At 41.7% G+C, this 14,226-nt stretch carries 14 protein-coding genes; all 14 read right to left on the bottom strand.

Annotated elements, in window-relative coordinates; translation table 11 throughout:
- Nucleotides 1-202 precede the first annotated feature (202 nt).
- Entirely contained in the window at nt 203-2,575 is a 2,373-nt protein-coding gene (locus LKD41_RS12725; RefSeq protein WP_227701394.1) for a VirB4-like conjugal transfer ATPase, CD1110 family, read from the bottom strand.
- A 92-nt stretch (nt 2,576-2,667) separates the two neighbouring features.
- Complete coding sequence (locus LKD41_RS12720; protein WP_008120650.1) at nt 2,668-3,180, bottom strand: PrgI family protein; 513 nt, start codon at nt 3,178-3,180, stop codon at nt 2,668-2,670.
- Between the two features lie 12 nt (nt 3,181-3,192).
- Nucleotides 3,193-3,603 carry a DUF4313 domain-containing protein gene (locus LKD41_RS12715; protein ID WP_117690979.1) on the bottom strand — a complete coding sequence of 137 codons (411 nt, stop codon included), beginning with the start codon at nt 3,601-3,603 and terminating at the stop codon, nt 3,193-3,195.
- A gap of 12 nt (nt 3,604-3,615) precedes the next feature.
- Nucleotides 3,616-4,458: a hypothetical protein gene (locus LKD41_RS12710; RefSeq protein ID WP_006858870.1), complete on the bottom strand. Its 843-nt coding sequence runs from the start codon at nt 4,456-4,458 to the stop codon at nt 3,616-3,618.
- 54 nt (nt 4,459-4,512) lie between these two features.
- Nucleotides 4,513-4,890 carry a hypothetical protein gene (locus LKD41_RS12705; RefSeq protein ID WP_006858869.1) on the bottom strand — a complete coding sequence of 126 codons (378 nt, stop codon included), beginning with the start codon at nt 4,888-4,890 and terminating at the stop codon, nt 4,513-4,515.
- Between the two features lie 213 nt (nt 4,891-5,103).
- Complete coding sequence (locus LKD41_RS12700; RefSeq protein ID WP_227701393.1) at nt 5,104-5,643, bottom strand: helix-turn-helix domain-containing protein; 540 nt, start codon at nt 5,641-5,643, stop codon at nt 5,104-5,106.
- Nucleotides 5,644-5,766: 123 nt separating this feature from the next.
- Nucleotides 5,767-7,962: a VirD4-like conjugal transfer protein, CD1115 family gene (locus LKD41_RS12695; protein ID WP_227701392.1), complete on the bottom strand. Its 2,196-nt coding sequence runs from the start codon at nt 7,960-7,962 to the stop codon at nt 5,767-5,769.
- 6 nt (nt 7,963-7,968) lie between these two features.
- On the bottom strand, nt 7,969-9,087 hold the full coding sequence (locus LKD41_RS12690) for a PcfB family protein (RefSeq protein WP_004611534.1): 1,119 nt from the start codon (nt 9,085-9,087) through the stop codon (nt 7,969-7,971).
- The gene (locus LKD41_RS12685) at nt 9,087-9,491 is read right to left on the bottom strand and encodes a hypothetical protein (protein ID WP_006858865.1); all 405 of its coding nucleotides are present in this window, start codon (nt 9,489-9,491) and stop codon (nt 9,087-9,089) included. Before LKD41_RS12685 ends, LKD41_RS12690 begins: the two co-directional genes overlap by 1 nt.
- A gap of 9 nt (nt 9,492-9,500) precedes the next feature.
- Complete coding sequence (locus LKD41_RS12680; RefSeq protein ID WP_155177460.1) at nt 9,501-10,685, bottom strand: hypothetical protein; 1,185 nt, start codon at nt 10,683-10,685, stop codon at nt 9,501-9,503.
- 29 nt (nt 10,686-10,714) lie between these two features.
- Entirely contained in the window at nt 10,715-12,157 is a 1,443-nt protein-coding gene (locus tag LKD41_RS12675) for a relaxase/mobilization nuclease domain-containing protein (protein WP_331470924.1), read from the bottom strand.
- On the bottom strand, nt 12,144-12,476 hold the full coding sequence (locus tag LKD41_RS12670; RefSeq protein ID WP_008395341.1) for a plasmid mobilization protein: 333 nt from the start codon (nt 12,474-12,476) through the stop codon (nt 12,144-12,146). The genes LKD41_RS12675 and LKD41_RS12670 overlap by 14 nt, the downstream gene beginning before the upstream one ends.
- Nucleotides 12,477-12,480: 4 nt before the next feature.
- Nucleotides 12,481-13,002, bottom strand: coding sequence for a multidrug transporter (locus LKD41_RS12665; protein ID WP_227250063.1), 522 nt, complete (start codon nt 13,000-13,002; stop codon nt 12,481-12,483).
- Nucleotides 13,003-13,395: 393 nt separating this feature from the next.
- Nucleotides 13,396-14,226: DUF3991 and TOPRIM domain-containing protein (locus tag LKD41_RS12660; RefSeq protein WP_227701391.1), on the bottom strand; the 831-nt coding region annotated here is incomplete at its 5' end.

Raw genomic sequence — 14,226 nt, 5'->3', positions numbered from 1 at the left:
GCCCTTCTAACATTTTCTTTCGAGGATTAACCTCTAGCCAGATTGTGGTAAATGTCAAACCCTTATAAAGCTCATAAGGCACTGCTCTCTGGCACAACACCTTACTTTGCCGCTTGGCAGACACTCAAGTTGCCTGTCTTTAATATTATATTACCTGTCATATGAAAATATGTCAATCCAAAATTCATGACTTCATAAAGAATTAACATTTTTCATTTGCATGCTTTTTCATCTCAATTATCTCGTGAATGTTGGTATTGTACAGCCTGTACAAATCTGTATCCTTACTAATCTGATTATCAAACGGAATCACCACCGAGCCACACTTGATAAGTCCCATTCCCGATGCAGTATTGGTTACGAATCTTAGCTGTGCCTCTGATACCCCGATAACTTCCGCCATCTTGGAACTGTCTGTATTCGCCTGTTTTAAGAGTGCCACAAACTCAGAGTTTGCAAGCATTGTGGTTGCTGTATAGTTCTGCAACAGATCGACGACATTCTGCGTGATACCGGTACAAAGTCCTCCCTGCTTTCTTACTTTCTTCCAGAGCTGCTGCAGATATTTTGCAGAATACTCGGAATTAAGCAGGACGTGAAACTCATCAATATAGAGCCATGTTGCCTTGCCTCTCTTGCCATTCTCAACAATCCTGTTCTGAATAGACTCCATCATGACAAGCATTGTGATAGGACTAAGCTCCGTACCTAAGTCCCTGATGCCATATACTGTGAATCTGTTATCCACATCCACATTTGTCTGATGATTGAAGATATTAAGTGAACCATTTACGAAAAGCTCCAAAGACAATGCAATGTCCTTTGCCTCATCCTCCGGCTGTGCCATAAGGATATCGTAAAAATCACTCATCACCGGGATATACTTCTCTTTGCTCCTTGCAATGTCGATATACAGCTTTCTCACACAACGATCAATGATTGACTTCTGCCTTGAATTTAAGCTGTCCCCGATACACTGCTCACAAAGTCCAAGCATAAACTCGCCCTTTTCTCTTACCATTCCCTTGGAATCATTCGGATCAAGGCTCCATACATCCATCTCCAGCGGATTCACATAGTTATCCGTGTAGGTGGACATATTTACCACTGTTCCACCATAAGTCTCATCAATATCAAAGTATTCGTTCATTGGATCTATAACGATTATTTCATCATCTCCCGACAAGAATACGCTGCCCATTTCCATCTTGCAGAAGAAGGATTTACCGGAACCCGGCACACCAAATACAAAGCCATTTCCATTGATGAGCTTCTTTCTGTTACCGATATTCACATTCTTGCTGATCTGGTTGATGCCATAATAGTTTCCTGTGCTGTCATTTAATTCCTGCACATTAAATGGCATAAGCACCGCAAGTGACTGGGTAAGAAGTGTACGCATTGTCTCCACCTGTCTTACACCAATCGGAAGTGCTGTGTTGAGTGCCTCCCTCTGCTTTAAGTAGTGTGTGTCAATCGTGCAGCTGTTACGCTTTCCGATAGTCTCTACTGTCTCACATACACTCTCAAGCTCCTTCTTGCTTTCTGCCATAAGAATAATGGTTACTCCCACAAAGAAAAGGCACTGGTCATTCTCACGGACATCATCCATGATTTCCTCAATCTCCTTTTTCTCCGTCCTTTTGGCATATGAGATTTCCGTAGAAAAATCGTTATTCTTATTACGGACTCTCTGCTGCTTAATGATATCCGACTCAATACCAAGGTATTTCTTCTGAAGCACCTTTGTTGTCAGATCCTTGGGAACAGGCACCACATCAATGCTCGTGATGGAATGAACCGGAAGGGAAGTAATCTCATTGATGAATCTGTCTGACAAACTGCTCGGATACTTTTTGATAAAAAGTGCCTTGCAGAATTTACTCTCATCCTCAAAATGGTCTGGGAAATATTTCACCATCCCATTGCACAGATCATTTCTAAAATCTGCCCCGACCTTCTTTGCCTTTTTGATATCAAAATCAAAGCTGCCCTCATCTCCAAGATGATAATAGTCATAGAGCACTTTCAGTCTCTCATTGCCATTAAGTGGTACAATCTCCGCACCAAGCTCAATGAAAGCCTTGTGTATCGTTGCCTCAAGGGTTGCAAACTGTGCCTTTGCCTCCTCGAAGTTCTTTCTCTCAATCGTGATTGTCAGGTATCTCTCCTGCTCAATCCCCTGTCTGCCCTCAATAATCTTCTCCTCAATGATGTCATTGTAGATTCTTCTATAATTGTTGAAGCCATCGTTTTTCTCAGCAATCAGAACCTTGTCACGGAGTTCATCCATGTTTTTGTTCTTATTGTTGATCGTAATCTTATAATTACAGTCCAGCGAATTTAAGAACTTGCAGTATCTCTCAAATATGCCGATCTGCTCATCCTCCGTTGCTGTTGTGTAATTGATGTCCTGAAAGCGGTAGCATTTGGAATACTTATTTTTGCTTACTTCAAAAATGCCGTTTTCAGCCACCGCCATAATCTCTATGGTTTCCTGAATGGATTTAGGTGTCTTATACAAAGGCTCACTCGCCTTCTTTAATAACTTAAATCCGTCTGTAAATAAACCCATGTCTCTAACCTCGCTTTCTTATAATGAAAGCCCGCCGGGAACTTCACCCTGCGGGCTGTGTTCCCGACCTTGCGGTCAGATACTATTCGTTTCTAATGCATTGCCTTATATGCTGCAATGCCTGCTACTGCCGCCACAATGACTGCGACAAGTCCAAGCAGCATATTTCTCGTCTTTTTCTTCATCGCTTCAAACTCCTCCTGCTTCTTTACAGCCGAATCAGCTGTTACAGTCTCCGGTTCAGCCTTTCTGCCTTTCTTCTTTACCTGTTCATTCTGTTCTGCTTCTAACTGCTTTATTGCAGGCTCTCCTTCTGTTGATACATAGGTAAGCGCCCTGTTGCCAAACATAAAATGCAGTTTCTTTCCCATATACTCGTAGAAATTCATCCCATTAAAGGAATAGAAACCACCAAGTGCAATCGGTGCCACACAGGGAATTGCCACATAAGCAGAACCCGTAAGACCGATATACTTGTAAAGAAGAAGGACGATACCGCCACCAACCACTACGCTTGCAATGGAAAATATAAGCTGCCTTGCAGTAAGTCCCATTGCAACCGATTCCTGATAGCGGTCAATATCCTTGTTTACTTCGATTACCATTGTCCCTGCCTCCTATCTTGATAAATCCTTTATCTCTGGCTTTCTTGTCATTCCGATATTTGCCTCATACTTATCCATTCCATCCGGACACAGTTCTCTAAGCTTATCTACATTGAACAGATAAAGCGGATATTCACAGAAACCGCTCCTTTGCGTGAATCCTGTAAACTCTCCAATGTCATTGTCTGTAATAAACTTTTCAATATCCGGCATGTCATTCACATTCAGATATCCGCAGTAATTTGGTGCTGCAACCGACAAATTCACAGTCACATCCCCAAAAGGCTCCTCATATCCATCTTCATTACACATAAGACCGATAAACATTGCCCTGTTATTCATATACTGCTGGATATCAAATGTCACCTGCGTTTCTCCGGTTATACTTGAATTATAAGTAACCTGTTTCTTTTCATTATCCATTTCTGCCTCCTTCTATAATCCAAATGCCTTGCTTGTAAGTGTCTGTGCACCCTTCACGCTTCCGACAGTCATTGCAATCGTAAATGTCATTTCACACAGACATATAAGCGTCTGTGCCCAGTCAGCATAACTTCCTGTAAATGCCGGAAGTCCTGCATTGATAAATGCATTACATACCACAATCGCAAGTGCCATCGTTACTGCCTCAAATACACACGAAAGAAAATATTTGCAGTAGGTAGCCATTGTATGACTGACCATTCTGTTTCCTGCCATTGTGGAGCATGCAATCGCACCGAGCGGCACAATAATCAGGATTTTTAAGAACCTGAAATACACTGTGTAGATGATAAAGAATCCACAGATAATAATGATGATTGCAAGCAAAGCTGTGAGTATCAGCATTACCAGACTCTCACCAAATCCGAGTCCCTTAATGATGTCTGCCTGTGTCCTGTCAATGGCAAGCTGCGTCGTTGTCCCGGCAGATATAAGTCCCACCAGATTTCCTATGGAAGTAAAAAACGCTTTCATAATCGTGACATTATTTGCAACAAACCATTCTGCAAGTCCCAGTCGGATAAGCATACGCAGGATTGATTCAAACCTCATCTCATCTTTTACATCTATGCTTTCCGAGCAGAAACCGATAACAAAGAACAGCACAACGAGGGATGAACCGACCGCTACAAAGACCGGCTCAATACCCTCAATGACTGCCCAGGGACCTCCGCCCTTGAAACTGACCGGTGACTGTCCAAGCATTGCAAAGACCAGGGATATCTGATTGTTCCAAAACCCAAACACTGCCTCAAGAAGTGCAAGGATCTTGTCTCCAAGCTTAAAAATATCCATACTTGTTGTTCACCTCTTTCCTTTTACTAAAAGGGAAATTGCATTTCCCCAATCTTAGAAGCCTAAGAATGTCAGAACTGTTGAAATACCAGCCATCATGACACCTGCTACAATTCCTTTCAGAGCGGAGTTCATGGTAGATGAATCCTGCTGCTGGTAGGCTTGTGCGAACTCCATAACATTCTTTGCAAGAATAATGACACCAACAGCACCAATGACTGCAATGATAAGTGTCTTTAAGTTCTCAAGCGGCTGTGTTACTGCGGAAGTACCTGTACCTGCTGCAAAACAAGTAGTGCTCATAAGCATTACTCCCATAAGTGCCCCGGATAATGCCGGAACGAATCTCTTTTTAAAGTGAATGAATCTGTTCTTCATGCCTTTCTCCTCCATCTGTTTGTTATTTGTCGTAATAATCTGTTCTTTTCTCATGTCGTTTATCTCCTTTTCGATAAAAAAATAAGCCAGCAGGGATATAATCCCTAACTGGCTGTTAAAAGTTACTCTATATGATCAGGCAATGCCTGTTGTAATGATTAAATCGGGCTTTCCCCGATGTGTTTAGCTGTAACCACCTCCTTTCAAGGTGCAAAAAAAGCACCTTAACCATATTGGCTAAAGTGCTAATTTACTCTCAAATTTGCTTTATTCTAAAAGCATTCCATCAATTATTGCAAACTTTGTCTTAAATATAGATCTATTCTGGCAATATCGTAATATGACATCCTGTACATAAGGTCTTGTACAATAACTGTCTACCACAATCTGTTTATCTTCCTCTTTCTCTATCCTCTTAAATATGCCTTTTGCATTCCAATCCGTCTTTACAGCATCTACTAAATCATTACTCATCTCAAGATGTGATAAAATCGTGGAATTCAACTCGGTTTCTTTAATTTCAGATATTTGTCCATAGTCATTAAGTTGCTTCAATTCTCTCTTAATTGCCTCCGTGTAACTTGTCATATTATTATCTCCTATCAATAAGTATTCAGGTGTTACATCTAGTGCCTTTGCTAGTTGTAAAAGATTATACGCACTTGGCTCTTCATTGAGTCTACCTTGTTCATAACGTCGTATACTCTGAACAGATATATTTGTTATCTTACCCAGCTCTTCCTGTGTATAGTTTCGTATATTACGCAACTCTTTTAATCTATCTGCAAAAGTCTTTTCCGTATTCATCCTGTACCTCCAATATAAAATAATTTCTGTCTTTTGTAACTGCTCACATGTTAGTAGTCCAATAAGCTGAAGCATACCATGTGAGCAAATTATATCATATACTCTGTAATATATCTAAAAACATTACTGCTTCTTTCGATATGAACTCATCTTCTCCACAGTAACCTCCGGATAGAAATACGTCAGAATCGTTGACTTTGGAACACCTGCAGCAAGAGCTTTCTTCACTTCCTCTTTCTGCTCTGGTGTATATGACCAGTGCAGCATTCGGTTTGTGATGGTATCCTCCCATTTAGGCTTTTCCCTCTCAGGATTCCTCACAGGTTTAGCACCAGCACTTCCACTAGAAGCATTGGCACTTTCTGTTTCTTCCGACTTCTGCGATTCATCAACATACTCAAGCTCATTTGCCTGCTCTCTGTCAATCTTTGCTTTCTGCTCTGCTTCATCCTGCATGGAGAATCTTCTGCTTAATTCCGCATCACCAAGCATCATAAACTGCTCATAGGTAAGAGAGTCTATATACACATTCTCGCCCTTATCCTTCAGTTTTTCATAATACTTAACTGCTTTGTCTGAAAGAATCTCAAATGGCGGACCGATAAGATTATCTGCTCCCCTTATCTGATGAACATAAGGCTCTCCCTTGCCATCTGCTGTCTGGTTAAACATCGGATGATTGAACGGTATGAACTTATTGTCCATGATAGGATCAAAACCACGGATAAAGATAATACATTTCTTATTATCCAGCTTTCTGACTTCATCGGGTGTAAACAATTCTCTGCCTAATACATCATAGTTTCTTGAAGAGCTTCCCTGTCTGCCCTTTGTCTCTCCACTTGACTTCTTATCAATCGTACCTTTTCCAAGCAGCTCTGACACATACTTATGCGTACTCTGCTCGTTTCCACCGAGATAGATGAACGTATCGCAGTTGCCGGGAATTGTCTCCCAGGTATCTTTAAAAAGTGCTTTTAACTGGGCAAAGTTCTGAATAATGATAATACTTGAAATCTCACGGCTTCGCATTGTCGATAACAGCGAACAGAAGTCATCTGGCAATGCGACATTCGCAAATTCATCTAACATAAATGTCACATGGATTGGCAGCCTTCCACCACAATTAAAGTCTGCCTGATAGTACAATTCCTGAAATATCTGCGTGTATAACATACCGATAATAAAGTTATAGGATTTGTCACTATCCGGGATTACACAAAAGAGTGCTGTCTTTGTCTCCCCATCTCCGTTTACACCAATACCGATATCGGACAGATTAAGCTCATCTTTGGAGAGTAATCGTAAAACCTGCTTATTTTCAAGAAATGCAAGTCTTGAGTTGGCACTGATGATAATGGAACGGACGGTATCTCCTGCACCTCGCATACATTTGTTGTACTGCTTTACTGCCGGATGATTAGCTCCGAGTGGGGAACTCTCCTCTAAGAACTTCATTCGCACATCCAGTTTCGACGCCTTTCCCTGCTCTGTCACTTCTGCTTCTCCAAGAAGCTTCAGTACTGTCTCAAAGTTTCTCTTTGCCGGCTGTACTTCAAGCCACACATAATAAAAGATTGACTGTAAAAATAATCCTTCTGCTTTCTCCCAGAATGGATCACTTGGAGTGGAACCCTTTGGTGTGGTATTACTGATAAGATTGGTAATCAGCTTTACAACATCTGTTTCCTCTCTGATATAGGAAAACGGATTATAGCAGTCCGACTTATCCATCTCAAGCAGATTGATGACCTTCACATTGTATCCGTTATTCTTTAACATCTGCCCGCAACTTCTAAGAATCTCACCTTTTGGATCAGTACAGATAAAAGAACAGTTATGTGGCATCTGCATCAGATTCGGCTTTACTTCATAAAATGTTTTTCCTGCTCCGGAACCACCACAGATAAGTATATTTCCATTGAGCTTGAGTCTCCTAAAATCCAGCGACATCTTCACATTTTGGCTGAGTATCCGGTTGAAATTCTCATCCTTATCTGCAAGTATCTTGTTGACCTGCTTCGGATTTTCAAATCTTGCCGTACCAAATTCCTTACCGGGCATATAGTTTCTCTGACTGGTGTAATACATGACAATAGCCATCGCATAGATACCTAATGCAATGGCTACTGCTTTTACTGTATTGGAATTGTAATAGTTGGCAAAGGGAACAGCACATACTTCATTGAATCTGTCCATAAATTCATTAAAGGCAATCCCTTCTGCCCACGCACCATTTATCAGATAACCAAGATACCCGGCTAACACTGCACCCACAAGGATGAATATCAGTGACGGCTTTTTCTTTGTTGTCTGCATAGGCTGCTACCTCGCTTTCTTCGTGGTAACAGTTTTCTTCTGTGTGGTCTTTTTCTGCTGCTTCTGTACTTTCTCGTAACGCTCCCTGACAGATGACTCCACCTTGTCGTAGTGAGTATAAAGCTCGGTTCCTTTCTGGGTTGTCACCACACGATTCTGCTCATCGTAAAGCTTATAATCCTTGGTGGAATCAAGGAAAGTAAGCATTGTCTTTCCACCATGAATCTCCATGATGTTTTCCTTACGGAGCCATACATATCTTGCCTCTTCTCCCCATGTGCCGGGAACTCTGGTCTTAACAGCATGGTCATTCTCTTCGATAATCAGCTTCTTGCTGATAGTCACATCTGATAAGTTCGCATTCTTTGATGCTGCAACTGCCCTCATTCTCTCAGCAAGGTCCTGATAGCCTCTGACACGATTGATAAATGCATCCTTGTCCATCATGACTGTATGGGTGCCATCCTCATTTTTCTTTCCAAGCACACCGATTGTCTCTAGCTGTTTGATAACACTTTCAGCCTGCTCACCATTGATACTGAAATTCTCCTTGACCTGATCCACACTGATAGCTTTCTTTTCCATTGCAAACATTCCGACCTTTTCGATCAGTCCGTCAATAGCGGTATTAACCCTATCCCCTTCTATCGTGTGGCTTTTCTCGTTTCCCTGCTGTTTCTTCAAAAAATCCATCAGCTTGCCAAGGGATTTTTCATCTCCATTCTTCAGATAATCGTCAAATGTGGCAATCTTACCAAACTTGAGCTTCTGTATCATCATATTCACACGGGGAACTGCCTCTGTATGAAAGATTACCTCACTCAGTCCATCTTTCCTGTTACAGTCTGGAAGTACCGAATACAGGATTCCATACTTCTTTGCCATCTTTTCAACCTTTTTCATATCTTCGGTATTAAACTGTAACACCTGTAAATCGCCACCTTTTAAGATCAGCTTTCTCATGGATGTCTTGCCAAGTGACTTTTCATAATCAAGCATCCCTTTTAAGAAATCTATTGCCTTCTGCATGGCAGCAATGCCGCCGCTTCCTACCTTCATGGCAATCTCAATGCCATCATAAGCTACACGGATGATCTGCACCGCTTCCTGAATCTCTTCTGCCATTATCGCACCTCCACTTTCTCTCTGACTGTTGTTTTAAGCGTTTCTGTCTCTGTAGTACGGATTTCCTCGGCTGATACATCAATACCATAAGCAGTCAAAATATCTGCCAGATGATTGATTGCTTTCTCCTCCTCGATACGATACATTTCAAGTGCCACAAGCAGGTTTTCCACCTGTTCCACCCATGCAGGCTTCATATCATATTTAGACCTGTATGTGACCATAATCTCGTCCGACTCAGCCTTATCCGCTGAATGTGCCAAAGCTTCAATAAGAGAAATCGTGTCTTCCTTGCTGCCGCTTCTGAATGCGAACTGGACAACAAAGTTTTTCTCTTCCTCTGTAAATTGATGCTCCACACCATTCATCTCTGTTACTGCTTCATTTACTACTGCTAAATTCATAAGTTCCTCCTAATCTGCCATGCTGTTTTCAAGCACAGCAATCTCAATGATCTCCTTCATCTTTTCCGCTGAAATGTTGTTGTTTATAAGCTCTACAAGCTGTGACTCAGTAAGTCCCTTTTCTATTGCACTCTTAATCTGCACAAGCTGCGCCGGAACAAGGTCTCCCGATGCAACCAGCTTTACAATGTCTGCCCTTGACTTTTTCTTAAATGACAGTCTTGCAAAAAGGCTCACCACTCCGCTGTTGCTGCTCTTTCTCACACTTCTCTCAATCGGAAGTCTCTGCACCACATTTCCAGTACCATCAACTACCGGAATCTGATAATAGACCGGAATCCCGTTTGCCACAGCCTGCATATTCTGAGGAACTGCAACTGTATCAACCATCTTTTTATCTGCCTGTGATACGGACTGGCTTTCCTGCGGCTCTGCCTTACTTTCTGCTTCTTTTTTATTCTCTGTGGCAACACTTATGATCTTATCTTCCAATGACTCTATTCTGTCTCCCATACGCTTCATCTCCTTATCCTTTTTCTCAATATCATCCCTGAGTCTTGCAATCGTACTGCTTGCCTTATTCAGTTCATTCTGCTGACTGTTGATAAGAACATCCTTATCCTGGTTCTCCTTGACCAGACGCTCCCTGACTTCCTCATCATCTTTGGAAGTTTCTATTTCAGAAAGCTTCTTATTCAAGGCATCATACCTTTCATTCTGGTGATTGATCTTTTCAACCACTTCATCCATCTGAGCTACAAGACTTTTCACATACTCTAAATCCTGTGGCATCTGCTCTTTGGCTTTATTAAGCTTTTCTAATACCACATCAAACATCCTGCGCATATTTACTGCTGTATCATCTTTTTGGACTACCTCTCTGATTGCATCAATCGGCACACCTTTTTCATAGTAATCCAATGCTGTCTGCATCTTAGGTGCTGCCATCCTGCTATCTTTCAGCAGCGTTAACAACTCTTCTGATACACCCTTATGCAGACATTTTGATAACACCTTCATCTGCTCAATGTCATAACTTTTGTTAAGATACAGACCGATTTCATCATCAGTCAGTCCATATTCATAATCGCTTTTGACAAGAGCAATAACCTCACTGTCCATATGCTTATTACGAAGAATCTGTATCTTTCTCTCAATCGCCATTTCACTTAATGGCTCTCTTTTTTCTTCCATATATGCCTCCTAACCACTAAAAAAACAGCCTAACGTACCGGCTGTTCTTTTCTGTCTCTTATTGTTTCTTTGTCATACTGCTTCTCTTCTGCCGAAGCTGATACAGTAAGTTCCTTCCATATTGATCTTCCAAGGCTAAGTTCCTTTGATACCGCCCGTTCTGCCTTACAGTCCTGTGCATACTTGCTCTCATATTTCTTTCTAAGACTCTCGACCTCTTCCACACTGTATCCCTGTGCTAAAAGTTCAGTGTTAAGCCTTTCCCATGCATTGTGCTCATCTTCAAAGAAGGTATCCCCACTCTGATAACACGATTCCGCATCATCAAGCTCCCGGATCTGTTCAGCCTTGTCAAAAATATCTTTGAATCTTTCCTTAGCCTTATAGGTCTTACTCTTTTCCTTTGATGCTTCTTTCTTCTTATCCGTCAGATTATCAAGTACCGACACAAGTTCTTCCGCACTCTCAATCTTATGCCTTACCAGAAATAGATACTGCTCCTGCAGCTTATGCATCTTTCGGATATCATCCTTATACTTCCATACCTGACTGTATGGCTTCTTTTTCAGCTTTCCAATCCGGTAAAGCTTTGCATAATATCTTTTCTGCAAGCCTGACATCTTCGCCCTGCGGTATCTTTTGACATAGCACTTTACTATCGCTGCCTGCTTTTCCTCATTCTGTGACTGGTAAAAAGATAAATCTTCCTTAGCAATACGCTCCACAATAGCTTCCTGTGAATAATTCTCGCCAAGAGTCTTACATCTTCTGAATCTTGTCATCCCCTGTGGTCTGACTGCCAGATACTTTCCCTGCTTGACCTCATATCCTTTTTCCGACAGCAGCTCCAGAAATCCACTGAAATCATTTGCCTGTAAAATGCAGGCATCAAGATCTCTTTTTATCATATCTGCCCACACAAAGCTGCCTTCACGATATTCGCTCCAATCCTTATAATTCTCGTGCTGTTTCTCTTTGCTGCCATCCTCCACATCTATAATGGAAAGACCATACTCCTGACACAGCTTATTGGTAATCGGCTGGATATACTTTGCCCAGTCACCTTTCTCGTAGCGATACTTTTTCCCATCCACAAAGCTTACACTGTTAAATACAATGTGTGAATGAACATGGTCTGTATTATCATGAACCACAAATACTGCTTCATAGGCATCGCCAAGATATTCTGCTACAAACTTCTGTGTTATCTCAAAAGCCCTGTCTGGTTCCACCTCATCCTCTTTGAAAGAAAGAATGATATGATACCCCTGTCGCTTGTCTGTTTTTCCAAACTGCTTCTTTGTATCCATCATCTGTTCAAAAGCCATATCTGCCTGGCAGTTTATGGCTCCCACAAGTCTTCCTCCCTGCGTTTTCTCAGGATTCATTACATAATCCAGTGCCCGCTTTAAATGCCTTGCATGAAAAGAATTCCCGCTGTCCTTCATGTGAAGTATCTTACTGATTGCCAATCTTTACCACCGCCTCGCTGACAGACTGATTCAGCTTTTTCATATATGCCACAAGCTGTTCCTTATCTTTCTTGGAATATATCTGAGCATTACTGTTAAATACAATCTGATTGATGTTAATGCCGATTCGGTTTATCTCATTGATAAGCTCTTTAAGAAGTTTCCTTACTTCCGGATAATCATTTGGTTTCTGACTGATTAGAAGCCTGATATATTCGGCTTCATTCATTCCATTTGCCTTTGCCTTATCAGAAAGTACCTTCGCTTCCTGTGGCATAAGTCTTAGTGTTTTCCTTATACAATGAACTTTATCAGCCATAGAATCACCTTCCTCTCTTACCCGTACTGTATTCTCTTACTCCTTCTGCTACTGTTACAGCAACTTTTTCCAGTTCTTTATTACCCAGCTGGGCAATAACCCTGTCTGCAAGCTCTGTAGCAACTTCTATAAGTTCCTTACCATAACTGGTTTTATCAAACAATCTGTCCAGTCTCTTTTCATCTGCTTTCAGACTTTCATACTTGCTCTGATACTCGTTATAATCGTTAAAATCCTTTGGATCACTCCTGTGTGCTTCCGCATCAAGTATCAGTTCATAGTTCCATTCACAGACAATATCTATAACATCATCAATCAAATATGGTTCTATCTCGCCATTCTCTTCAGCAATATCCTGCCTGTACATCTTCCCATCTGAATCTATGCCAATGGCATAATCATGTCCTTCCATATAGTTAAGCAGAATTGCAGCATCTTCTATCGAAGGGTTTAGTAAGATATCAAATGTGTCTGCCCAGGCAATAAGTTCCTCTGGTTCTGCGATTATTGTAAGTTCTTTATCCATTGCTTTCCTGCACCTCCCTTATCCGTGTTTTGTATATCTCTTCCACCCACACGCCTGTCTGAATCTCTTAGGTTTACGGCTAGATACGCATTAGAGACATCTCTGTCCTAATGCCATCTAGTTAGGGAGAAAATCTCCCTAAAACCCTCTGTTTATGGAAGTGGGGGCGCTTTTTGCCCCCACTTTGCTACTTTGGGGGCGCTTTCTGCCCCCATTTTGTTATTTTGGGGGCGCTTTCTGCCCCCACTTTTATTTTTGCTTTCGTCCGGATTTTGTCGTGTCCGAATTGCGGGGGCGCTTTTCGCCCCCACTTTGACATTTTGGGGGCGCTTTCTGCCCCCACTTTGCTGTTTTGGGGGCGCTTTCTGCCCCCACACATCAAAATCCGATTTCTCATGCCCTGACTGGTTCATCTGCTCTCTGATTCATCTGGTTCAGATTAAGCTTTGCAGCCACAAGCCACTCGTTGTAATCCTTATATCCGGCTGGAGGCGGACAGTCTTCTACCTCATATCCAAGCTCATAATATTTTCTCATAAGTTCAGCTGCTGCTTTTCTCCCCGGCTCATCTCCATCAAGGCAGAACCGGATGGAAGTTATCTGCGGATGTTCCCGAAGAAATGTTTCAAGTGGTGCATCTGCAAGCATCCCAAGTGCCAGCTTATTTGATTCATAATCCGTGAAGATATCCACATAACTCATAAGGTCAATTGCAGCCTCAAATACTACAAGCTCTGTACTGTTAACATTTACCACATTAAATCCATAGTTCTTATCATTGCCTGTGACATCACACTTGAATGGCTTGCCCTGCTTATCAAACACTCCACGCATACTTGCAAATCTTGTCACTCCATTTTTATCATTTCCTTTGAAAACAACATTGTGGTAATGCCTGCTCTCATAAATCAGTCCATCTTTTAAAAACAGATCTATGACAGTCCTGCTGATTCCTCTCTCCTGATTCAGATATGAAATAAGATAGGAATTATCTCCCGCCGGTTCCGGTAGGACAAATGGCTTTCTCTCCTCTGCCTGCTTCTGCGATACCTGATGAACAAGTGGCTGCTTTACAGGATTCTCGATCCTTCTATATCCTGCAAAATCTAAAAGCCAGAACACAGCCTCTTTTACACTCATTCCACAAAATACCCGTAAGAAATCTATCTGTGAGCCGCCATTGTTGCCTTTGTCAAACTGCCTTGACCATCTGTACCAATGGCT

This window comes from Roseburia sp. CLA-AA-H209, assembly GCF_020687575.1.
Lineage (GTDB): Bacteria > Bacillota > Clostridia > Lachnospirales > Lachnospiraceae > Roseburia_C > Roseburia_C amylophila.
Note: the sequence above shows the minus strand (reverse complement) of the source record. Positions and strands in the feature narration are given on the sequence as shown.